Source organism: Flavobacterium inviolabile (genome assembly GCF_013389455.1).
Lineage (GTDB): Bacteria > Bacteroidota > Bacteroidia > Flavobacteriales > Flavobacteriaceae > Flavobacterium > Flavobacterium inviolabile.
Map to the genome: position 1 here is coordinate 40,088 of NZ_CP058278.1, position 24,031 is coordinate 64,118.

12 protein-coding genes and 1 tRNA gene are annotated in these 24,031 nt (G+C 39.8%); all 13 read right to left on the reverse strand.

Annotated features, from left to right (window positions below):
* Positions 1-8: 8 nt before the first annotated feature.
* A complete protein-coding gene (locus HW120_RS00150; protein WP_177729848.1) occupies positions 9-4,796 on the reverse strand; it encodes a beta strand repeat-containing protein in 4,788 nt (1,595 codons plus the stop codon).
* 266 nt (positions 4,797-5,062) lie between these two features.
* Positions 5,063-10,789 carry a T9SS type A sorting domain-containing protein gene (locus HW120_RS00155; protein ID WP_177729850.1) on the reverse strand — a complete coding sequence of 1,909 codons (5,727 nt, stop codon included), beginning with the start codon at positions 10,787-10,789 and terminating at the stop codon, positions 5,063-5,065.
* Between the two features lie 154 nt (positions 10,790-10,943).
* A protein-coding gene (locus HW120_RS00160) for an IS3 family transposase (RefSeq protein WP_394353016.1) occupies positions 10,944-12,169 on the reverse strand; the annotation gives its coding sequence in 2 pieces (ribosomal slippage) (positions 10,944-11,821 and positions 11,821-12,169; 1,227 coding nt in all).
* Between the two features lie 79 nt (positions 12,170-12,248).
* Entirely contained in the window at positions 12,249-12,557 is a 309-nt protein-coding gene (locus HW120_RS00165) for a DUF3467 domain-containing protein (protein WP_177729852.1), read from the reverse strand.
* Between the two features lie 5 nt (positions 12,558-12,562).
* Positions 12,563-16,861 (reverse strand): DNA-directed RNA polymerase subunit beta', encoded by a 4,299-nt coding sequence (gene rpoC / locus HW120_RS00170; RefSeq protein WP_177729854.1) that lies wholly within the window; start codon positions 16,859-16,861, stop codon positions 12,563-12,565.
* 69 nt (positions 16,862-16,930) lie between these two features.
* Positions 16,931-20,743, reverse strand: a complete 3,813-nt coding sequence (gene rpoB, locus HW120_RS00175; protein ID WP_177729856.1) for a DNA-directed RNA polymerase subunit beta — start codon at positions 20,741-20,743, stop codon at positions 16,931-16,933.
* Positions 20,744-21,003: 260 nt separating this feature from the next.
* Complete coding sequence (gene rplL, locus HW120_RS00180; RefSeq protein WP_177729858.1) at positions 21,004-21,372, reverse strand: 50S ribosomal protein L7/L12; 369 nt, start codon at positions 21,370-21,372, stop codon at positions 21,004-21,006.
* Positions 21,373-21,435: 63 nt separating this feature from the next.
* Positions 21,436-21,933 carry a 50S ribosomal protein L10 gene (gene rplJ, locus HW120_RS00185; protein ID WP_177729860.1) on the reverse strand — a complete coding sequence of 166 codons (498 nt, stop codon included), beginning with the start codon at positions 21,931-21,933 and terminating at the stop codon, positions 21,436-21,438.
* 22 nt (positions 21,934-21,955) lie between these two features.
* Entirely contained in the window at positions 21,956-22,645 is a 690-nt protein-coding gene (gene rplA / locus HW120_RS00190; protein WP_177729863.1) for a 50S ribosomal protein L1, read from the reverse strand.
* A gap of 18 nt (positions 22,646-22,663) precedes the next feature.
* Entirely contained in the window at positions 22,664-23,101 is a 438-nt protein-coding gene (rplK, locus tag HW120_RS00195) for a 50S ribosomal protein L11 (RefSeq protein WP_177729865.1), read from the reverse strand.
* Positions 23,102-23,164: 63 nt separating this feature from the next.
* On the reverse strand, positions 23,165-23,716 hold the full coding sequence (gene nusG, locus HW120_RS00200; RefSeq protein ID WP_177729867.1) for a transcription termination/antitermination protein NusG: 552 nt from the start codon (positions 23,714-23,716) through the stop codon (positions 23,165-23,167).
* A 10-nt stretch (positions 23,717-23,726) separates the two neighbouring features.
* Positions 23,727-23,927: a preprotein translocase subunit SecE gene (gene secE, locus HW120_RS00205; RefSeq protein ID WP_177736087.1), complete on the reverse strand. Its 201-nt coding sequence runs from the start codon at positions 23,925-23,927 to the stop codon at positions 23,727-23,729.
* Between the two features lie 15 nt (positions 23,928-23,942).
* Positions 23,943-24,013: transfer RNA gene (locus tag HW120_RS00210), tRNA-Trp, on the reverse strand.
* Between the last annotated feature and the right edge of the window lie 18 nt (positions 24,014-24,031).

A 24,031-nucleotide genomic window follows, 5' to 3' on the forward strand; every position in this document is an offset into this window, starting at 1 on the left:
CAAAAAACTTATTTTTTAATCACTTTAATGGATTGTGATTGACCATTTGCTTTTACCTGTAAAATATAAGCTCCTGTTGGTAAAGTGCTCATATCTAAAAGCGCTGTATTTGTATTTGGTTTTACCGCAATTACTCGCTGACCAACCAAGTTAAATACCTCAACCGATGTGATAGCATCTGTATAGGTTACTGTAAACACATCTACTACAGGGTTTGGATAGTATTTCAATCCTACGATATCAAATGAAGAAGTACCTAATGTTACGGTTACTGTAACCGCTAACGGGCTAACACTTCTACATCCGCCAACTGTTTGCATTGCATAATAAGTTGTTCCGCTTACTAATTGTGTTCCGGCAGCGATCGGGTTTGTATTTGCCAATGCATCAGCAGCCGTTGGATACCAAACTACAGCCGTTCCTGTTACAACGATGTTTTCAATTGTTGCATCAGCAGCCGTGTTGGCATTGATTGTTTGTGTACTGTTTCCTGTTGGTGCCGGTGTAGACGTTACGTTTACCGTTACCGTAGATTCAGCATAACAACCTGTAGCGGAATTTGTTCCTCTAACCGTATAGGTTGTCGTTGTTGCTGGCGATACTGTTACTGTACTTCCGGTTAAGTTACCCGGTGTCCAGGTCCAGTCTATAGTTCCAGCTCCTGTTGAAACAACCTGACCTCCGAATACTACATTCAAACGTTGTGTAGACACTGTTCCTGTCGGGTTTGTTGTAGACAATACGGTAGTAGAAGACGGTGTTGATGAAACAGCCGAAATAGTCATATTTCCGGTAGTTGTTGTGTAATAAGTTATGGAATTATTTGTAGCATCAACCCCATCATGTCTTACATCAACAATAATGTTCGATACACCATCCCAAACATAAGGTGTTGCAAATGTAATGGTATTTACACCTACAGCATGAGCATAGGTAGACGGTCCGTAAACAAGGTTTAATCCTGTTGTTGTAAACGCTGTTAACGTACTGTTTGCTGTAGTTCCGATTCTGATTGTGAAATTCGTAACATTAGCAGCATCACCTAATGTGGTAATGTTATAAGCAATCGAAGTGATATTTCCTGCTTTTAATCCGGCAGCTGTAAGTTCTGCAGCGGTATAAACCGTTTGGTTCCAGTATTGATCAAAACGGTTACAGAAAGCTGTCGGTTGTGTAGTTGCCGATGTTAAGGTTGTTCCTGTTCCAATAGCAACCGTTCCCGGAGCAATCGTTATTGCTGATAATGTTGTCGAAGTTCCTTCACAAACGGTTGCGTTTGCTGCAGAAGCCGCAACAACCGGTAGCGGGTTGATGTTCACTACTACATTTGCTGTAGTAGTACAAGCACCTGCCGATTGTGACGCTGTTAAAGTATAAGTTGTCGTAGCTGTTGGATTAAATACCCATCCGTTAGCTGCATTTCCGGTAACGCCTGTTGCCGGTGACCAAACGAAAGTATCATAATCTGCCGCTCCTGTTGCGATAGTTACCGCAGCAGCAGCTTGTCCGCTACAAACAGCTGTTGTACTGTTAGTGCTCAAAGCAAAAGTTGGTGGTGTTGTTACCGTAGCCACTACTTCTGTTCTTGGAGAAACACATGAAGACTGGAACACCCAGTTATAGAAGCTCATAAAGTAAGCCGCATCATAACCATTTCCGGTAATGTTTGCTACAGAAGAGGTGTAAGGATAAACCGCTCCGGTAGTATTTCTTGATAAACCAGCTGTTGGCAAGGTTGGATACAATTGGTAGCTTCCCGGTGCGAACACATGGTTCAATGTAATGGTTTGTGCTGTTGCTCCACCGGATACATTTGTGGTATACGGATACGTCGCAATAACGGTACCGGTACTGCTTCTAACAACGATCGCTCCTGTTTGCCCTGAAGTTACCGGGAAAACATCTACAGATGCCAATGCTGTATTTTGAGTAACTGTAAAGTTCACATTCCAAGCCGTTGTTTGCACTCCTATAGTACCTCCCTGTGCTGTTGGAGAAGCCGGACCTACTGATACCGGAGTACCCAGAACACTTGTTTCAGCCCAATAAGATGTAGTGGCATTAATTACCGGAGTTGTATATGTCGCTCCGGTTGCCAATGCTGTTCCGCCTGTAGCTGCCGCGTACCATTTTACTGTTCCGCCTGTAGTCGTTACTCCTAAGTTAGCAGTTCCCTGTCCGCAGATTGTTGCAGGTGTTGTTCCTGTTATATCAAAATAATCACAACTGGTTGTAAAGTTCGTTACTGCTGTCCATGTACTGAAATCTCCTGCTCCGCAATTTGCACGAACATAAACGGCATAAGCCGTTGAAGGCAATAAACCTGTTACGTTTTTAGTAACAATTCCTGCCGCAGTAGTACCAGAAGTTGCAAGACCTGTTGCACCGCTTCCGGCTGCACCACTTGTTCTGATTTCATATTCATATCCGCTTGCCGGAGCTGATGTAGAAGCTGTCCATGAAATGGTAGCTGTATTTTTTGTAATCGCTGAAACAGCTGTTGCTGAAGCCGGCAAACAAGTTGGCGCTAACTCAACCGTAATTTCTCCTAAATACAAAGTACTCATGTTCGCTACAGAATAACACTGGAATCCAATGTTATAAACGCCTGTTGCTGGTGCTGTGAAATCAATTTCTTTCGCTACAACAGTAGTTCCTGTTCCTGTAGTTACATCAAATAAAGTGGTTGTCATTGCTGTATTTACAGCAGTAGTACCCACCGCTACTTTAAGTTTTTCAGCATATCCGGAGTCTTTATATTTAAATTTCAAACGGTAGCTAACACCTTGTGTTAAATTTAATCCGTTAGTAAAGAACCAATCATCTGCTGCATTGGTACCATGGTAAGGGTATCCCATTACTTTTCCTGTAATACCTGTTGTAGTAGCATAACTCACCCATGTTCTGGTATCATTATTCACATTCTGAACGGTAGTACACATTGGAATTGCCGGTACAGTTACCGCTTCAATAGGCACTGTATAAGGAATCACAGCATTATCACATACTGTCGTGAAAGTATAGGCAACTGTCCAGGCACTAAAATCTGTAGCGCCACAAGCAGATCGCACATAAACCGTGTAAACTGTAGCCTGAGTTAAAGTAGCTACGTTAGCTGTAACAACACCCGCTGCCGTATTACCTGAAGCAGCAAGACCTGTTGCACCGCTTCCCGCTGCACCACTTGATCTTACTTCATACTGGTATCCGTTTGCCGGAGCTGTCGCCGGAGCTGTCCAACCGATAGTTGCCGTTGTCATCGTGATAGCCGAAGCATTAACTGCTGTAGGCACAAGACAAGAAGGAGTCACCTCAACAGCAATTTCTCCTACGTATAAAATGTTCATATTCGCCGCAGAATAACACTGGAATCCGATGTTATAAACTCCGGTAGTTGGTACCGTAAAATCAATTTCTTTTGCTACTACTGTACTTGTATTTCCTGTAGTCACATCAAACAAAGTAGTGGTCATTGCCGTATTTACAGCTGTAGTACCAATACCTACTTTAAGTTTTTCAGCATAGGCTGCATCTTTATATTTGAATTTCAAACGGTAGCTAACGCCTTGCGTTAATTCTAATCCGTTAGTAAAAAACCAGTCATTTGCTGCATTGCTACCATGGTATGGATAACCCATTACTTTTCCTGTAATACCTGCTATAGAGGCATAACTTATCCATGTTCTGGTATCATTATTAACATTCTGAACGGTAGTACATGCAGGAATTGCAGGTACCGTTACCGCTTCGATCGGTACTATGTGCGGAATTGCAGATGGTGAACACAATGTTGTAAATGTACCCGCTGCTGTCCAGGCACTAAAATCGCCTGAACCACAATTTGCACGAACATAAACAGAATAGGTAACCGCCGATGTAAGTCCGCTAATATTAACTGTAGTAACTCCGGCTGCTGTAGTATTTGCTACTGTCAAACCAGTTGTTCCGCTACCCGCTGCTCCACTGGTTCTCACTTCATATTCATACCCGTTTGCAGGGGCAGAACCAGAAGCCGTCCAGTTGATTGTTGCAGTTTGTGTTGCAACAGCTGTTGCTGTAATATTCGAAGGCATTAAGCAGGTAGGTGCTACTGCCGTTAAAGAGATATTATCTACAGATGCCGGTGGATTTGTTCCACCCAATCCATCGTTTTTCCATACAAAAACAAGACGTTTTGTTTTCCCTGCTACATACGTTCTTTGTGCTGCAGTAAGTGAATAGGTTACGCTTGTAGTTGTAGTAGGCGTTACCGTTCCGCTACGTTGTAACAGGTAATACCCTGTAGTAGCACTAGTATAACCCGTCCATCCTGTCGTAGTTGTATTGGTTCCGGTTGGACCAGCCGTATCCGGAGTAACCGTTGTGTCTACAAGATACACTAACAGGTTGTCATAATCTGTATCATTTCCATTTCCTCTCCAGTCAAATACCAGATCTACTGCCGTTACACCGGCCGGAAAAGTGACATCACGATAAAAATGTGAACGGTTCGCCGTATTATTGGTATAAGCCCATGCTGCTCCTGAGTTATTAGAAACATAAGCACCGCCAGTACCGGTAAACCAACCCGGAACAGTTCCTACGTTCCAAGTATTGGTCGTTCCGTTAACTGCCGTCCATCCATTGCTGGCAAACGTTGTTCCGGTTTCGAAGCCGCCTTCTGCATTGGGGTTAATTAATAGTGTTGTTTGTGTTCCCTGCGCACTGACCTGTTGTCCTAACAAAAGTGCAAACAATAACAAACAACTAAAATTCCAGTGAATTTTCAATGCATTACGCCATCGAAATCCACTCAAAAAAGTAGAGTTTTTCATAAAATAGTGTCATTAGTTTATCGCGGCTAATTTAACAAAATAATAACACTATAAATGGCATATATCTATTTTAACAATTATAAATGCAAAATCAATGAAAACACCATATTTTTTTAACATCAAGTTTTGTTAACGTTAAAAAGAATCAATAAGAAACAGTAATATAACAATATTACCCTTAATTAAGTTCAAAAAAAATAGTCTAAGAAATATTTCTTAGACTATTTTAAAGTATTTACGTTAATTATCTACCTTTTAACCACCTTAACGATCTCTTTTGCATCTCCAGATTTCAAATGAGCCGTATAAGTTCCTGCGGCTAATTGCGTCATGTCGATTTCTATCGTTGTCATGTTTACTGTTTTGTAAATAACCCGTTGTCCTAACATATTGAATACTTCAATTGTATTGATTGGTTCAGCATAACTAAACGTGATGTTATCAATAACCGGGTTAGGATAGTATTTGAATTGGTTTTTATCAAATGATGATGTTCCCAATGTAACTGTTACGGTAACAGCAAGTGCAGTAGCACTGGCACATCCGCTCACTGTTTGCGTTGCATAATAGGTAGAACCGTTTACCAGTTGTGTTCCTGCCGGAATGGCATTTGTTCCCGCCTGTGCATCTGCCAGCGTAGGGTACCAGATTATACCTGTTCCGGTCGCTACCAAATCTTCGATTGTTGCTTCTGCCGGTGTATTTACAGTGATTGTCTGTGTTGTTGCTCCACCAGGTTGTGGTGTTACATTTACAGTAACCGATACCGATAGTCTTGTACTTTCACATCCCGAAATTGTTTGTGTCACATAGTACGTACCTGTTGCCAAAGCATCTGTTGATACCATCGCTGTACCTCCGGTTGGAACATTATACCATTGTACTCCTGTTCCTGTTGCTACCAATTGTGATACTGTTGCACTGTTACAGAATGTTTGTGTGGCTGCTGTAGGCTGCGGTGTTACATTTACAGTAACCGAAACCGATAGTCTTGTACTTTCACATCCCGAAATTGTTTGTGTCACATAGTAAGTACCTGTTGCCAAAGCATCTGTTTCTGCCATCGCTGTACCTCCGGTTGGAACATTATACCATTGTACTCCTGTTCCTGTTGCTACCAATTGTGATACTGTTGCACTGCTACAGAATGTTTGTGTGGCTGCTGTAGGCTGCGGTGTTACATTTACAGTAACCGAAACCGATAGTCTTGTACTTTCACATCCTGAGATTGTTTGTGTCGCATAGTATGTACCTGTTGCCAAAGCATCTGTTGCTGCCATCGCTGTACCTCCGGTTGGAACATTATACCATTGTACTCCCGTTCCTGTTGCTACCAATTGTGATACTGTTGCACTGTTACAGAATGTTTGTGCTGCTGCTACAGGTTCTGCAGTTGTATTTACCGTTACCTGAGCAACAGTAGAGTAATTTGCCTGTCCGTTTGCCACACAGGTTACCGCTAAACGATAGTATGTTGTTTGCGTAATTGTTGCTGTAGTCAAATCAGCATAAGTTGCTGTTGCTGTTCCCACATTTACCGGTGTTGTAAATGCCATATCTGTAGCAGATTGCCACTGATATGATGTGGTTTCACCAGTAGAGTAACCTGCTGCCTGAATTGTTGACGTTCCGGAAGTACAAATTGTAGTTACCGTAGCGGTAGCGGTACCGCCAACTGCTGCTGTACAAACCGGAGACGTAAATTCATCGGCTCCCATATCCGGTGTTGTAACATTTCTTGTATCGCCATCAATATCGGTAGTGATACCTGCAATTGGTGTTCCAAGGTTGTCTAAATAAACATTACTTGCCGGTACTAAATGTAAGTCTGTTAAAGAGGTATACACCGGTAAAACATTTTTAGCGTTTGTGTTGCCTCCGAAACCTGTTTGTAACGCTGCAAGATCTGCTCTGTCTGATACAATATACCCCAGATTCGTTCCTGTTGTATAATAGTTGTTATAATCTATTGCTGCAAAAACCGTATTGGCTGCTTCCGAATAAATCGCATAGCGTGCTCCGGTTTGTGTTTGCGTATTGCTAAAGATATTGTTTCGCAAGTTAATGGCTCCGGCTGCTGTAACCGTTGCTGTAACATTGATCGCTGCCGGTCTTCCTCCAATAGTCTGGTTAGTATTCATTGCCACTGTATTGTGGTAAACATTATAACCAGCTCCCTGGTTGATGATGATTCCGTATCCGTTATCGGCTACGCCACCACCCGCTGAATAGCCATAACTTGCCACATCACTGATGAAGTTATTATATACCGTAATGTTTGCCGCAGCGTTGTTGGAATTCAAATAGATTCCGTTACATCCATAACCAGTGGTATTGGTATTTTTAATATCGGATATTTTGTTATTAAACACGGTTCCGTTAATTGCGTTTCCGCCAACAAGTATACCCGATGCTGTACTGGTTGTAGTTGTTGTTACTCCAAAAATCTGGTTTCCGGAAATCACAAATCCCTGTGCGTTTTGCACCGCTACTCCTCTAAAACCAAGTTTATCAACAGCAGTTGCAGATCCTATAACATTACCCGTAATCACAAATCCCTGATCCGGAGTTGTTGCATTTCCGATAGCGAAAATAGCATTCTGCATTTTGTTGAAGGTGTTATTAATGGCTGTAAAACCGGTATTGGATGCTTCTGCAGCACCTCCTAAAGCAGTACCACTCACCACAATACCTGCCACGGTTGTTGCCGGTGTGTTTCCGATGATTTTAAGGTTTTTGAATGTCGCATTCAATGCTCCGTTTGTAGCATCGGCACTCGCTACCCAAAGTACCACCCCTGCTCCATTGGTATTGGTGATTGTTAAATCACGGGTAGTTGTTCCGTTATTACTTCCGTCGATAGTTACATAATCTGCTCCTGCTATTTTAAGAATAGCCGTTGCATTAGATCCTGAAAATGCTGCTGTAACACCAGTTGCCGGTTTAATGGTCAACGTGTTTGTTGCACTGGCATCCGGATTGGAATTAATCGTAATCGGATAGGTTTCTCCCGTATAGGTTGCATCTGTTAATGAGAAGGTAACCGGACCGGATAAACATTTTGAGTTATAGTCTGCTACAGCCGCTGTTAACGTTGCATAGTTTCCAGAAGCTCCAACGGTATAAACACCACTTAAAGGGCTGTAAATATTGTATGTAAACGGTGTGGTTGGCGGCGTTGCTGCTGCCGGCGGATTAATTGTAAATCCTGCTGCACCTGCTGCCGGTAATACGGCTACATTTGGAGTTCCTGCATTATCCTGAGCCACAATATAATAGGAAACAGAATCTCCTAATACTGCTCCAGCACCAATTGTAAATTCATATTGTCCAGATCCTAAACTGGTCGCTACAGCTGCCGTATAGGTTCCTGCATTGATTTTCCAGTAGGCAACCGGTAAACCGGCACCTGTTGTTGGCACTCCGCTTCCGTCTGTAATTGTTGCTGTAATTACTTTACTACCCGGTACGCAAGAACCTGCTACTACCGTATGTACTATTACCGGAGCCGTTATATCTGTAGGGATACCGGCAAATTCATCTGCTCCGATATCCGGAGTTGTTACATTTCTTACATCTCCGTCAAAATCATCCGTGATACCCGCTACCGGTGTACCACCATTTTCGATTTGTGTCGGTATTGTAGTATCGATGTGTAAGAAAGTAGCATTTGCGCCTGTTACGGAAACCCAGTTCGGATTTTCTGTTACAGATGCAACATCTCTTGGTGCCACTCTGGCTTTAAAAGCTGCCAGGGTTGCATCGGTATTTGTTCCGTCTGTAAAAATTGTCGTTCCAAAATACAGGTTATTATTAGATACGGCATCATACGTTGTTAACGTTGTTGAAGATCTTCTGTAGGCTGCTGCAAGTCCCGCTCCGGTTGTTGCAGACTGGTTTACAAAAATATTGTTTCTGAAAGCCACTGTAGGCGTTGTTGAAACAGATACAGCGCTTGATCCGAATAATGCTCCGGTACTTGCTCCGTTTAAACGAACGGTGTTGAAGTTAACATTTACAGTTGTTCCTCCTGTAATGCTGATCCCGATCAAAGGGTTGGCTGCATTTGCAATCGGAGTTCTCAAGTCGCCCACAATATTATTGTATAGTGACGTTGTTGTTCCACCAGACACTAAGATACCATTTACGGTTCCGGAAGCATTGTTTGCCTCAATATTGAAGATCTTGTTTTTATAAAGATTCTGTATGGTTCCTCCCGTTATGGAAATAGCAGAAACGTTTGCCGCTCCTGTTGTTGTTAAACCGCTGATGGTATTGTTAAAAAAGTTCTGGTTACCGGCAGCAGAAGTGATTCCTACGATACTGCCCGCAGTAGTAACATTTGTAATTGTATTTCCAGACACATTGTTTGTACCGCCAACCAAGCTGTATCCCGCATTCAATACGGTTGAAGCACTACTTCCGTTGATAATATTGTTAAATGTGTTGTTCGTTATTGTTTTTGCCGGATATCCCGCAGTTCCTCCATCGGCCGATCTGAAACCGCCTAATGTTGTTGCTCCGGTTAATGTAACATTTGAGAAATTATTTCCGGTATTGGTTTCTGAACCACTTGTAGTACTTCCGAAAGAGTCATAGAAGTACACGGTTCCACCCGCTCCGGTTTTACTAAAACCAGTAACAATGGCATTGTTGTTTACAATGGTTACCGCATCTGTAGGGTGGGTTACATTATTACTGATAAACGTAAATCCAGCGGTTGTGTTTACCGATAAGTTCGTAAAAGTATTGTTGTTGATGTTTGTATTTAATGTAGTAGCGGCATTAATAATCAAAGTTATCGCTGCCGTTCCTGCTACGGTGTGTCCAAATGTATTGAAGTCGTTGTTATTGATATTCAATGTTGTGGTAACACTTACGGTAGTTGCCTCATTGGATATCCCAAACATCGTTCCCCCGGCAGCAGCGCTGCGTAAGGATACTGTATTATTATTGATTGTATTCACAATAACACCGGTAGGTGCGTTATTGAAAGCCGGTACAAAGATTCCTCTTAGGGTTCCTGCCGTAACGCCTCCGTTTGAACTGGCTACGTTATTATAAGAAATATTAAAATTCTTGGTATTTCTTACCAGGATACCGTTAACCGATCCGGAAACATTCGAATAACCGGAAAAGGTTCCCGTTGTTCCAAAGTTTGTTATCGTGTTCCCTGTTGCCAGTGCTGTTCCTCCAATATCCAATCCGGTATTGTGATCAGCCGCCGCTGTTGGTCCCACATATACGATTCCGATGTTTACATCGGTTATCGTATTGCCATAGATTTTCAGGTTGTGATTTCCTCCGTTAGCTCCGGTTGCTGTAGCTGCTGTTGTAACGGTAGTACCCGAGTGAACAGAGTTACTGTAAATACCGAAGGTATTTTGATAAGTACGGTTTAAATCGATAGTATTGTTCAGGATGGTGTTATTCTGCGCACCATTTGTAGTAGAGGCATACAGCAACGCAACACCCCATTCGGTCATGTTGTTCGTTCCTGCTGCCGTTGTTGAATTGGCTGCATTTTCCTGCATTGTAAAGCCCTGGATCGTAACCCAGTCTGCTCCTACTAATTTAAAAATAGCATCATTTAAAGCTCCCGACGTTTGAGGGGTTGGTGCTGTAATTGTGCTGGTACTTCCTACTATTGTAATTGTATTTACCGCTGTTCCTTCAGCTGTAATGACATAACCGCCCGCAGGTGCCGTTTCATTTCCGGAGAGTGTTATCACGACCGGTCCCGAAATAGTTGCTGCGTTCAATGCCGTAATAGCCGAAGCCAGGTTCGGATATGTGGCACTTAAACCCGATCCGCCGTTTGTAGCTACCTGTGCGTTGGCTACAAAGACCGATACAAATAAAAAGAACATTAAACATATATGTTTAATGTTCTTCGACCATGCAAATTGATGGGCATCGCTGTTTTTAAGCAACGCTTTACTTTCGCTGCCTAATGAATAGTAATTTTTATTCATATGAAATTATTTAGTCGGTTAAATTACTAAATTTTTCATCATACAATAAAAAAACTATAAAAATTTTAAAGATTTAACAATTTAATATTTTAGCGGTTAAAATATTCACTGAGTCGTCCTAAAATAGGTTGACAGATTTTAGAATAAAAATATATTAACCAGTCAGGTTTACCTGGCTGGTTTTTTCATGTATAAAATTAGGCGTTTTCATCATTAAACTCAAATGAGGTCTTTTAGCATTATACGTTTCTATCGCTGTTTTTATAAGCTTTCCTAAAGTCTGACCATCTTTGCATTTATAAAACAAGAATTCGTTTTTTAAAATTCCGTTTATTCTTTCAGCTAAAGCATTTTGATAACAATCATATCCGTCAGTCATAGAGGGTGTAATACCGTTTTTAGCTAATACTTCCTGATAAATTTTAGAACAATATTGTAATCCTCTATCGGAGTGATGTATCAGGGGTAATGTTGATTTCCTATTCTGTATAGCCATTTTTAATGCCTGTACCACATTTTCAGAACTCATATCATCACTCAGCTTATACCCCATTATTTTTCTGCTATAAGCATCAGTAACTAAAGACAGATAATGGGTTTTCCGGGATGATTTGACATAAGTGATGTCGCTTACATATACCTGTTCAGGACGTTTAATCTCACACTCTTTCAAAAGATTTTCGTACTTGTGTAGCCAATGTTTAGAATAGGTAGTTTTAGTGTAACTCTTCATTGGTTTAACAAGTAACTTCTCCCTTCTTAGATAACCAAATAAGGCATCACGACCTATCTTTACACCCTGTTGATCAAATTGCTTCGAAAGTAGGTAATATAGTTTACGTGTCCCTATACGTGGCATTTCCAATCGCAAAGAAAGAACCAGATGCTTTACTTTGAGTAACTCAGATTCCCGATCGAGGATTCTTTTTTGTTCCTGATATATAGCTTGCCTACTTATCCCAAACAATCGGCAACTTTTGGACAAACTTATTCCTGCTCCTTCCCGGAGTCGGAAGATGGTTTGGGAGAAAACTTTTTTCGGATCTGGGTTCCGTACTGACTATCAGAAATGTCGATCATCGTATTGAGAATCTTATTTCGAAGTTTCTCACCTGCCAGTTCTTTCTCTAATCGTTTAATAATCTGAGCCGGGGTTTCTTTAGATTTAGACATAAATAACAGATTTGGTTTACTCCAGTCTAAGTTACCATATTTTCGAAGCCAAACCAAAACAGTACTTCTGCCTTGGATACCGTAAACAGTTTGAGCCTGTTTATAGGTCATTTCGCCTTGTTCAACTCGGGAAACTACAGCTAATTTAAAAGCCATATTATAATCCTTTTGAGTACGCTTAACTCGCGTTGTTGTTGTGTCTTTCATAATAAGTCGATTTTGTGTCAACTTATTTCAGGACGGGACACACAAATAAAAAAAGCCTCTCATAATGAGAGGCTTTTTATTAAGCTTGACCTGTTGGTCCGAAATTTAAAGGTATCGAAGGCAATTCTGCCTCTTTGATTTCACCATGAGCTGCTTCAAACCGTGTTATGTTTTCTGCTAAAGCTCCTAATAAACGTTTTGCATGCTGCGGAGTAAGTATAATTCTGGATTTTACTTTTGCTTTTGGCACTCCCGGCATAATGTTCACAAAATCAATTACGAATTCTGTGTTGGAATGATTGATGATTGCCAGATTGGAGTAAATCCCGTCGGCTACCTGCTCATCCAATTCAATATTGATTTGTCCTTGCTGTTTATTATCACTCATGATTCTTAGTAATTAAATTCTTCTTTTGCAGCCATTAATTCGTTGAATTCTTCTTTAGAACCTACAATAATATTATCGTAATCTCTCATACCTGTACCAGCAGGGATTCTGTGACCCACAATAACATTTTCTTTCAATCCTTCTAATCCGTCAACTTTACCAGCTACAGCTGCTTCATTCAATACTTTCGTTGTTTCCTGGAACGATGCTGCCGAGATAAACGATTTCGTTTGTAATGACGCTCTTGTAATACCCTGAAGAATCGGAGTAGCCGTTGCCGGAACCACATCTCTTGCAACTACAAGGTTTCTGTCATTTCTCTTCAGTAAAGAGTTTTCATCTCTTAATTCTCTTGGCGATATGATCTGACCTGCTTTCAGGTTATCAGAATCACCCGCATCTTCCACAACTTTCATTCCGTATAATTTATCATTTTCAACGATAAAGTCACTTGTATGAGCCAACTGATCTTCTAAGAATAGTGTATCACCCGGATCCTGGATTTGAACTTTACGCATCATCTGACGAATTACAACTTCAAAGTGCTTGTCATTAATTTTTACCCCTTGTAAACGGTACACTTCCTGAATTTCATTTACCAAGTACTGTTGTACAGCAGATGGTCCCTGGATTCTTAAGATATCATCCGGAGTAATTGCTCCGTCAGATAGTGGCATACCTGCTCTTACGTAGTCATTTTCCTGAACTAAGATCTGGTTTGAAAGTTTAACTAAGTATTTCTTAATCTCACCAAATTTAGATTCTACAACGATCTCACGGTTACCTCTTTTGATTTTTCCAAAAGATACTACACCGTCAATCTCAGATACTACAGCCGGGTTTGAAGGATTACGAGCTTCTAACAACTCGGTAATTCTTGGTAAACCTCCTGTAATATCCCCTGCTTTTGAAGAACGACGAGGGATTTTCACTAAAATCTTACCTGCTTTAATTTTCTCTCCGTCATCAACCATAAGGTGGGCACCCACCGGTAAGTTGTAAGAACGGATTAATTCTCCGTCTTTTCCGTAGATTAATAAAGTAGGAATTAATTTTTTATTTCTGGCTTCAGAGATTACTTTTTCCTGGAATCCGGTTTGCTCATCGATTTCAACCATGAACGATTGTCCCTGTTCGATATCTTCGTAAGCAACCTTACCTGTAAATTCTGAAATAATTACACCATTATACGGGTCCCATTTACAGATTGTAGTTCCTTTATCTACTACTTCACCATCTTTAACAAAGATGCTTGATCCGTAAGGGATATTATGTGTATTTAATACGATTCCTGTTGTTTCGTCTACTAATTTTAATTCTGTTGAACGGGAAATTACAATATCGATAGCATTACCTTCATTGTCTTCTCCTTTAACGGTTTTTAAATCTTCGATTTCAAGTCTTCCTTTGAATTTCGTAATGATACTTGATTCTTCAGAAATGTTACCTGCTGTACCCCCAACGTGGAATGTACGTAGTGTTAACTGTGTACCCGGCTCACCAATAGACTGTGCTGCAATAACTCCTACTGCTTCACCTCTCTGGGTCATTTTACCTGTTGCCAGGTTACGTCCGTAACATTTTGCACAGATACCTTTTCCAGCTTCACAAGTTAACGGAGAACGAACGTCTACTCTTTCAATTGGAGAAGCGTCAATAGCTTTAACGATAGCTTCTGTAATTTCATCACCTGCGTGAACTAAAATTTCGCTGGTTAAAGGATTGATTACATCTTGTAACGCAACACGTCCTAAGATTCTTTCTCCTAAAGTTTCAACAACTTCCTCATTCTTTTTCAATGCTGATACTTCAACACCTCTTAAAGTACCACAATCTACAGAGTTTACAATAACATCCTGAGAAACGTCATGTAATCTTCTGGTTAAGTACCCGGCATCTGCCGTTTTAAGAGCCGTATCCGCAAGACCTTTACGAGCACCGTGAGTAGAAATAAAGTATTCTAAAATTGAAAGTCCTTCTTTAAAGTTCGATAAAATCGGGTTTTCAATAATTTCACCACCACCAGCGGTTGATTTTTTAGGCTTAGCCATCAAACCACGCATACCGGTTAACTGACGAATCTGTTCTTTAGATCCCCTCGCTCCAGAGTCAAGCATCATATACACCGAGTTGAATCCCTGCTGGTCTTCTCTAATGTTTTTCATCGCTAATTCTGTAAGCAATGCATTGGTTGAAGTCCAAACGTCAATAACCTGGTTGTAACGCTCATTATTAGTAATAAGACCCATGTTATAGTTCATCGAAATCGCTTCAACCTGACCGTTTGCATCCGCAATAAGGTCTTGTTTCTGATCTGGAATTTTGATATCCCCTAAAGAGAAAGAAAGTCCTCCTCTGAAAGCGAAACGGTATCCCATATCTTTCATATTATCCAAGAAGGCAGCAGTAGTAGGTACATTGGTAACACTTAAAATTTTACCAATAATATCTCTTAAGGACTTCTTCGTTAATACTTCATTTATATAACCAGCTGCTTCCGGTACTACTTCGTTAAATAATACTCTACCTGCAGTAGTCTGGATAATTTTATATACTAATTCTCCGTTTTCATTAAAGTCTTTTGCTCTGATTTTAACACGGGCATTCAACTCTAACTTCCCTTCATTCAAAGCAATATTTACTTCTTCTGCCGAGTAAAAAGTCAGGCCTTCACCTAAAATTTTATGATCCGGAGTAGACAAACGTTCTTTGGTCATGTAATACAGACCCAAAACCATGTCCTGAGAAGGTACCGTGATTGGCGCACCATTTGCAGGGTTCAAGATATTGTGTGAAGCCAACATTAATAATTGTGCTTCCAAAATAGCTTCCGGTCCTAATGGTAAGTGAACCGCCATCTGGTCACCATCGAAATCGGCATTAAACGCCGTACACACTAACGGGTGTAACTGGATCGCTTTACCTTCAATCAATTTTGGCTGGAATGCCTGGATACCTAATCTGTGCAAAGTAGGAGCACGGTTTAGTAGTACCGGGTGTCCTTTAATTACGTTTTCAAGGATATCCCAAACTACCGGCTCTTTTTTGTCGATAATTTTCTTAGCCGACTTCACTGTTTTAACAATTCCTCTTTCGATTAATTTACGAATAACGAATGGTTTGTACAGTTCCGCAGCCATATCTTTAGGCAGACCACATTCGAACAATTTCATTTCCGGTCCAACAACAATTACCGAACGGGCAGAATAATCCACACGTTTACCTAATAAGTTCTGACGGAAACGACCTTGCTTACCTTTTAAGGAATCCGAAAGGGATTTTAATGGTCTGTTTGATTCTGTTTTAACAGCAGAAGCTTTTCTTGTGTTATCGAATAACGAGTCTACAGATTCCTGTAACATACGTTTTTCGTTTCTTAAGATTACTTCCGGAGCTTTAATTTCCATTAATCGTTTTAAACGGTTGTTACGGATGATTACTCTTCGGTACAAATCATTTAAATCCGATGTTGCGAAACGACCTCCATCAAGCGGCACTAACGGACGCAATTCCGGCGGAATAACCGGGATTACTTTTAAAATCATCCATTCCGGACGGTTTTCTCTGTTATTGTTTGCTTCACGGAACGATTCTACAACCTGAAGTCTTTTTAAAGCTTCTGTTTTACGTTGTTTTGATGTTTCATTATTAGCAGCGTGACGCAGGTCGTAAGACAAAGCATCTAAATCTGTACGTGCCAATAAGTCCATAATACATTCCGCACCCATCTTAGCGATGAATTTGTTCGGATCGGTATCATCTAAATATTGATTCTCCATCGGAAGGGTATCTAAAATATTCAAATACTCTTCTTCTGTTAAGAAGTCTAATCGGTTTAAAGTTTCTCCTTCTGGATTTTTAGCAATACCCGGTTGAATTACTACATATCTTTCGTAGTAAATAATCATGTCTAATTTCTTAGACGGCAAGCCTAGAATGTAACCAATTTTGTTTGGAAGGGAACGGAAATACCAGATATGAGCGATAGGCACCACCAAATTGATGTGTCCAACTCTGTCTCTACGTACTTTTTTCTCCGTAACTTCAACTCCACAACGGTCACAAACGATTCCTTTATAACGGATTCTTTTGTATTTACCACAAGCACATTCGAAATCTTTTACTGGACCGAAAATTCTTTCGCAGAAAAGACCGTCACGCTCTGGTTTGTGTGTACGATAGTTGATGGTTTCCGGTTTTAAAACCTCACCTCTTGATTCTGCCAGAATGGATTCCGGGGAAGCAAGTCCTATCGAAATTTTGTTAAATCTTTTAACGGTATTTTTATCTTTTAATCTCGTCATGATATGAATACTATCGATTTATTAAAAACGCTATAAAAGGGAGCAATCAAAGATTACTCCCGTGTGAATTTATTCTTCTAATCTGATGTCTAATCCAAGACCTTTCAATTCATGCATTAATACATTGAATGATTCCGGTAATCCTGGTTCCGGCATAGTTTCTCCCTTAACGATAGCTTCGTAAGTTTTCGCTCTACCAATAACGTCATCCGATTTAACAGTCAAGATTTCTCTTAGTGTACTTGATGCTCCATAAGCTTCAAGAGCCCAAACCTCCATCTCTCCAAAACGCTGACCACCGAATTGTGCTTTACCTCCTAATGGCTGTTGCGTAATTAATGAGTATGGACCGATAGAACGTGCGTGCATTTTATCATCAACCATGTGTCCTAATTTCAACATGTAGATGATACCTACAGTCGCCGGCTGGTGGAAACGGTCTCCTGTTCCTCCGTCATACAGGTAAGTATGACCGAATCTAGGAATACCTGCTTCGTCTGTTAAAGCATTGATCTGCTCTAAAGAAGCTCCATCAAAAATTGGCGTTGCAAATTTCTTACCTAGTTTCTGACCTGCCCATCCAAGAACAGTTTCATAGATCTGCCCGATGTTCATACGCGATGGTACACCAAGTGGATTCAATACGATATCTACAGGAGTTCCGTCTTCTAAGAAAGGCATGTCTTCGTGACGAACAATTTTCGCAACGATACCTTTATTTCCGTGACGTCCCGCCATTTTATCCCCAACTTTCAGTTTACGTTTCTTAGCGATATAAACTTTAGCCAGTTTTAAAATTCCTGATGGTAATTCATCTCCAACAGTGATTGTAAATTTCTCTCTTCTCAATGCTCCCTGAAGGTCATTCAACTTAATTTTATAGTTGTGGATCAGGTCGTTCACCATTGCATTGGTTTCATCGTCTGTAGTCCACTGTCCTTTTGTTAAGTGTGCGAAATCTTCAACAGCATACAACATTTTTTGAGAGTATTTTTTACCTTTTGGCAATACTTCTTCTCCCAAATCATTCATAACACCCTGAGATGTTTTTCCATTCACGATGTCAAACAATTTCTCCACCAATCTGTCTTTCAATTCATTGAATTTCACTTCAAATTGTGTTTCTAAAACTGCTAAATCATCTTTATCTTTAGAACGTTTACGTTTATCTTTAACCGCTCTTGCGAATAATTTTTTATCTAAAACCACACCGTGTAATGAAGGAGACGCTTTTAATGAAGCATCTTTAACATCACCTGCTTTATCCCCGAAGATCGCTCTTAATAATTTCTCTTCCGGAGTAGGATCTGATTCTCCTTTTGGTGTAATTTTTCCGATTAGAATGTCGCCAGGTTTTACCTCTGCACCAATTCTAATCATACCGTTTTCATCTAAATCTTTAGTTGCCTCTTCACTTACGTTAGGGATATCATTCGTTAACTCTTCGTTACCTAATTTTGTATCTCTTACTTCCAGTGAATAGTCATCCACGTGAATGGATGTAAAGATGTCATCACGAACAACTTTTTCAGAAATTACAATCGCATCCTCGAAGTTATACCCTTTCCAAGGCATGAAGGCAACTTTAAGGTTTCTACCTAAAGCCAATTCTCCGTTTTGCGTTGCATAACCTTCACAAAGTACCTGTCCTTTTGCAACTCTGTCTCCTCTTCTTACGATTGGTTTCAGGTTGATAGAAGTACTCTGGTTGGTTTTTCTGAATTTGATTAACTGGTATGTTTTTTCATCCGGATCGAAACTAACTGCTCTTTCCGCATCGGTTCTGTCGTATTTGATGGTAATCATGTTCGCATCAACATATTCAACAGTTCCGCTACCTTCAGCATTGATCAGTACTCTGGAATCAGACGCCACCTGACGCTCTAATCCTGTACCAACAATTGGTGCTTCCGGACGCAATAATGGAACTGCCTGACGCATCATGTTTGATCCCATCAATGCACGGTTCGCATCATCGTGCTCCAAGAACGGAATTAATGAAGCCGAAATGGATGCAATCTGGTTTGGCGCAACGTCTGTATAATCTACAACTCCCGGCTCAACCACAGGGAAATCTCCTTCTTCACGAGCAATAACTCTGTCAGCGGTGATGGTTCCGTTTTCATCCATATCAATGTTTGCCTGAGCAATCATTTTTCCTTCTTCTTCTTCTGCACTTAAATAGATCGGAGTAGAAACCAAATCCACTTTACCTTCCGTTACTTTACGGTAAGGAGTTTCAATGAATCCCATTCCATTCACTTTTGCATATACTCCAAGAGATGAAATCAAACCAATGTTTGGTCCCTCCGGTGTTTCAATAGGACATAAACGTCCGTAGTGTGTATAGTGAACGTCACGTACCTCGAATCCGGCTCTTTCTCTGGAAAGACCTCCTGGTCCAAGGGCAGACAATCTTCTTTTGTGTGTAATCTCGGCCAGTGGATTCGTTTGGTCCATGAACTGAGATAACTGGTTGGTTCCAAAGAAAGAGTTGATTACTGATGACAATGTTTTGGCATTGATCAAATCAATTGGTGTAAACACCTCGTTATCTCTAACGTTCATTCTTTCTCTGATTGTTCTTGCCATACGGGCAAGTCCTACACCAAATTGTGCCGACAATTGTTCTCCAACTGTTCTAACACGACGGTTTGATAAGTGATCGATATCATCAATCTCTGCTTTAGAGTTGATCAATTCGATTAAATATTTTACGATTGTAATGATATCCTCTTTGGTCAAAACCTGTTTTTCCATTGGGATATCCAAACCTAATTTTTTATTCATTCTGTAACGACCAACTTCACCTAAGTTGTAACGTTGATCGGAGAAGAATAATTTATCGATAATACCACGAGCCGTTTCCTCATCAGGCGGTTCTGCGTTACGCAACTGACGGTAAATGTGCTCTACAGCTTCTTTTTCTGAGTTTGTAGGGTCTTTTTGTAATGTATTGTGGATAATAGCGTAATCAGCCTGATTGTTATCTTCTTTGTGTAACAAAATAGCTTTAACGTTCGCATCAATAATTTCCTCTACATTGTCTTTATCTAAAATCGTATCACGATCCAAGATAATTTCATTACGTTCAATTGATACTACTTCTCCAGTATCCTCATCAACGAAATCTTCATGCCAGGTGTTCAGAACACGCGCAGCAAGTCTTCTTCCGATGTACTTTTTAAGACCTGTTTTAGAAACTTTGATTTCTTCTGCAAGGTCAAAAATCTCTAGAATATCTTTATCTCTTTCAAATCCGATAGCACGGAAAAGAGTTGTTACCGGTAATTTTTTCTTTCTATCGATATAAGCATACATAACGCTATTGATATCGGTAGCAAATTCAATCCAAGATCCTTTAAAAGGAATTACTCTGGCAGAGTATAATTTTGTACCATTCGCATGGAAAGATTGTCCGAAGAATACACCCGGTGAACGGTGTAACTGAGATACTACAACACGCTCGGCACCGTTGATAACGAAAGTACCGCTTGGTGTCATGTATGGTATTGTACCTAAATATACATCCTGAACAATTGTTTCAAAATCTTCATGTTCCGGGTCTGTACAATACAGTTTTAAACGTGCTTTTAAAGGCACACTGTACGTCAACCCTCTGTCAATACATTCTTCAATTGTATAACGTGGTGGATCAACAAAGTAATCAAGGAATTCCAATACAAACTGATTTCTTGTATCTGTAATTGGGAAGTTTTCCATGAAGGTATTATAAAGACCTTCGTTGCCTCTTTCGTCAGATTTAGTTTCCAATTGGAAGAAATCTTTAAAAGATTTTACCTGAATATCTAAAAAATCCGGGTAATCAGGGATGTTTTTCGTCGAGGCGAAATTTAATCTTTCAGTCTGATTTGTTAACATCAATGGACAAAATTTTGATTAAAAAAAAGTAATTTTGTGTAAATACACAGTCGAATTGTACTTTCTTTTTATAAGCGATACATCTCTGAAAATGAACAGAAAGTTATATTTCATTTTCTTTCTTCGTAGCGATTAAAAAGGGTCGTATTTCGAACTATTGCAGGTTTGAACATACAATAAATTCATTATACGCAAAATGGTTTAGGCCTTTGAGAGATCTTCTCAAGGCCTAAACCTAGCTTTTTATACTAAAGCTTAGCTTATTTAAGCTCAACTACAGCTCCAGCTTCTTCTAAAGATTTTTTAAGACCTTCAGCCTCATCTTTAGAAACACCTTCTTTAACGTTAGAAGGAGCACCGTCTACTAAGTCTTTAGCTTCTTTAAGACCTAAACCAGTTAATTCTTTAACAGCTTTAACTACAGCTAATTTAGAAGCACCAGCATCTTTCAATACTACTGTGAATTCAGTTTGCTCTTCAACAGCAGCAGCTTCTCCACCACCTGATATAACTACAGCAGCAGCTGCAGGCTCAATTCCGTAATCGTCTTTTAATATAGTTGCTAATTCGTTAACTTCTTTAACTGTTAAGTTAACTAATTGTTCTGCGAATTGTTTCAAATCTGCCATTTTTTCTATCTTTTAAAATGATTTGTAAAATTATAATTTATTATGTGCGTTCGTATTGAAATACTACTCCGCTCCTTCTTCGTCCTTAAATTGGTTTTGAAGAGCAGAGATAACTCTCTGTGCCGGAGACTGAAGTAATCCGATGATTTCTCCGATAACTTCTTCTTTAGATTTAAGAGATGCTAATGAATCAAGTAAGTTATCTCCAATGTAGATTTCTTCGTTGATGTAAGCACCTTTTAATAAAGGCTTATCAGATTTTTTACGGAATTCTTTGATAATTTTTGCAGGTGCGTTAGCGATGTCTGCAATTAAAATAGAAGTGTTTCCTTTTAAAACTGTTGGTAATTCACCATAGTTGTTATCAGAAGCTTCCATAGCTTTTTCAAGCAAGGTGTTCTTAACAACTTCTAATTTAATACCAGCTTTAAAACAAGCTCTTCTTAAGTTTGAAGTAGTTTCTGCATTTAATCCAGAAATATCTGCTACATAAACAATATTAGTACCAGCTAACTGTGCAGTTAAATCTTCAATCGCGATTGATTTTTCTTCTCTAGTCATACTAAAAATTTTTAACTACCAATTATACTGCTTTAGGATCTAAAGCAATAGCAGGACTCATTGTAGATGAGATGTGGATACTCTTAATATAAGTACCTTTCGCTGCAGTTGGTTTTAATTTGATTAACGTTTGAATAATTTCGTGAGCATTCTCCGTAATTTTCTCAGCTTCGAAAGAAACTTTTCCAATTCCAGCGTGAACGATACCAGTTTTGTCAACTTTAAAGTCAATTTTACCAGCTTTCACTTCTTGAACAGCTTTAGCAACATCCATAGTTACAGTTCCTGTTTTAGGGTTTGGCATTAAACCTCTAGGTCCTAAAATACGACCTAACGGACCTAATTTACCCATAACAGCAGGCATCGTGATGATTACATCAACATCTGTCCAACCGTCTTTTATTTTTTGTAAATAGTCATCTAATCCTACGTGATCAGCACCAGCAGCTTTCGCTTCTGCTTCTTTATCCGGAGTAACTAATGCTAAAACTCGAACATCCTTACCTGTACCGTGTGGTAAAGTAACAACACCTCTTACCATTTGATTCGCTTTTCTTGGATCTACACCCAAACGAACTGCGATATCAACAGACTCATCAAATTTTGCAGAAGATACAGTTTTGATTAAAGCAGATGCTTCTTTCAAGCTGTACAATTTGTTCTTCTCAATTTTTGAAGCAGCCTCTTTTTGCTTTTTTGTTAATTTTGCCATGTCTTTTTCTTTTTACGATTAAAAAGGAGCATTCCCAGTTACAGTTATACCCATAGATCTAGCTGTTCCAGCTACCATACTCATTGCTTTTTCAATTGTAAAAGCATTAAGATCCGGCATTTTGTCTTCAGCAATAGTTCTAATTTGATCCCAAGTAACGTTTGCTACTTTCTTACGGTTAGGTTCACCTGAACCAGACTTTAATTTTGCTGCCTCTAATAATTGAATTGCAGCAGGTGGCGTTTTAACAACAAAGTCAAAAGACTTGTCTTTATACACAGTAATTTGTACTGGTAAAACTTTGCCAGGTTTATCTTGTGTTCTAGCATTGAACTGCTTACAGAACTCCATGATGTTAACCCCAGCAGCCCCCAAAGCAGGTCCAACCGGTGGCGACGGATTCGCAGCACCTCCCTTAACTTGTAGTTTAACTACTTTACTAATTTCTTTTGCCATTTTTAAAAAATTTAGCACATCTTCATTGGAAGCGAATGATGTGGTTTATGTATGTAACAAAAATTATACTTTTTCAACTTGCATAAAACTCAATTCCAAAGGTGTTTTTCTTCCGAAAATTTTCACCATTACTTCAAGTTTACGCTTTTCTTCATTTACCTTCTCAACGGTTCCATTGAAACCATTGAAAGGTCCGTCAATAACTTTAACCGTTTCACCAACTGCATACGGAATAGCTGCATTATCTGTTTTAACAGACAATTCATCTACTTTACCTAACATTCGGTTTACTTCCGATTGTCTTAACGGAACTGCGTCACCTCCTTTAGTTTCCCCTAAGAAACCAATAACACCGGTTATTGATTTAATGATATGAGGAATCTCCCCTGTAAGGTTTGCTTCAACCATTACATATCCAGGAAAGTACACACGATCTTTACTGATTTTTTTCCCGTCACGAACCTGTACCACCTTTTCAGTTGGAACAAGTACCTGCGAGATATAATCACCCATACCGAGACGATTGATCTCAGTCTCAATATAGTTTTTAACTTTATTTTCCTGACCGCTAACCGCTCTAACTACATACCACTTTTTGACACTATTATCAGTCATATCAAAAAAATTAAGCCTTTTTTAATAAATTAAAGAATCCACCAAGAATCTTAGCGAAGACTACATCAACTCCCCATGTTGCCAATGCGAATAAAATCGAAAAAATAGCAACAACAATAGTTAAACGTTGTACCTCAGACCATTGTGGCCAAGTCACATTTGATTTTAGTTCTTCAAATGCTTCTGATATGTAATTAACAACTTTTGTCATCATATTCTGTTTTTGCACGGGCGGAGGGATTCGAACCCCCATCAACGGTTTTGGAGACCGCTATTCTACCCTTGAACTACGCCCGTTTGTTTAAAAAACCAGCA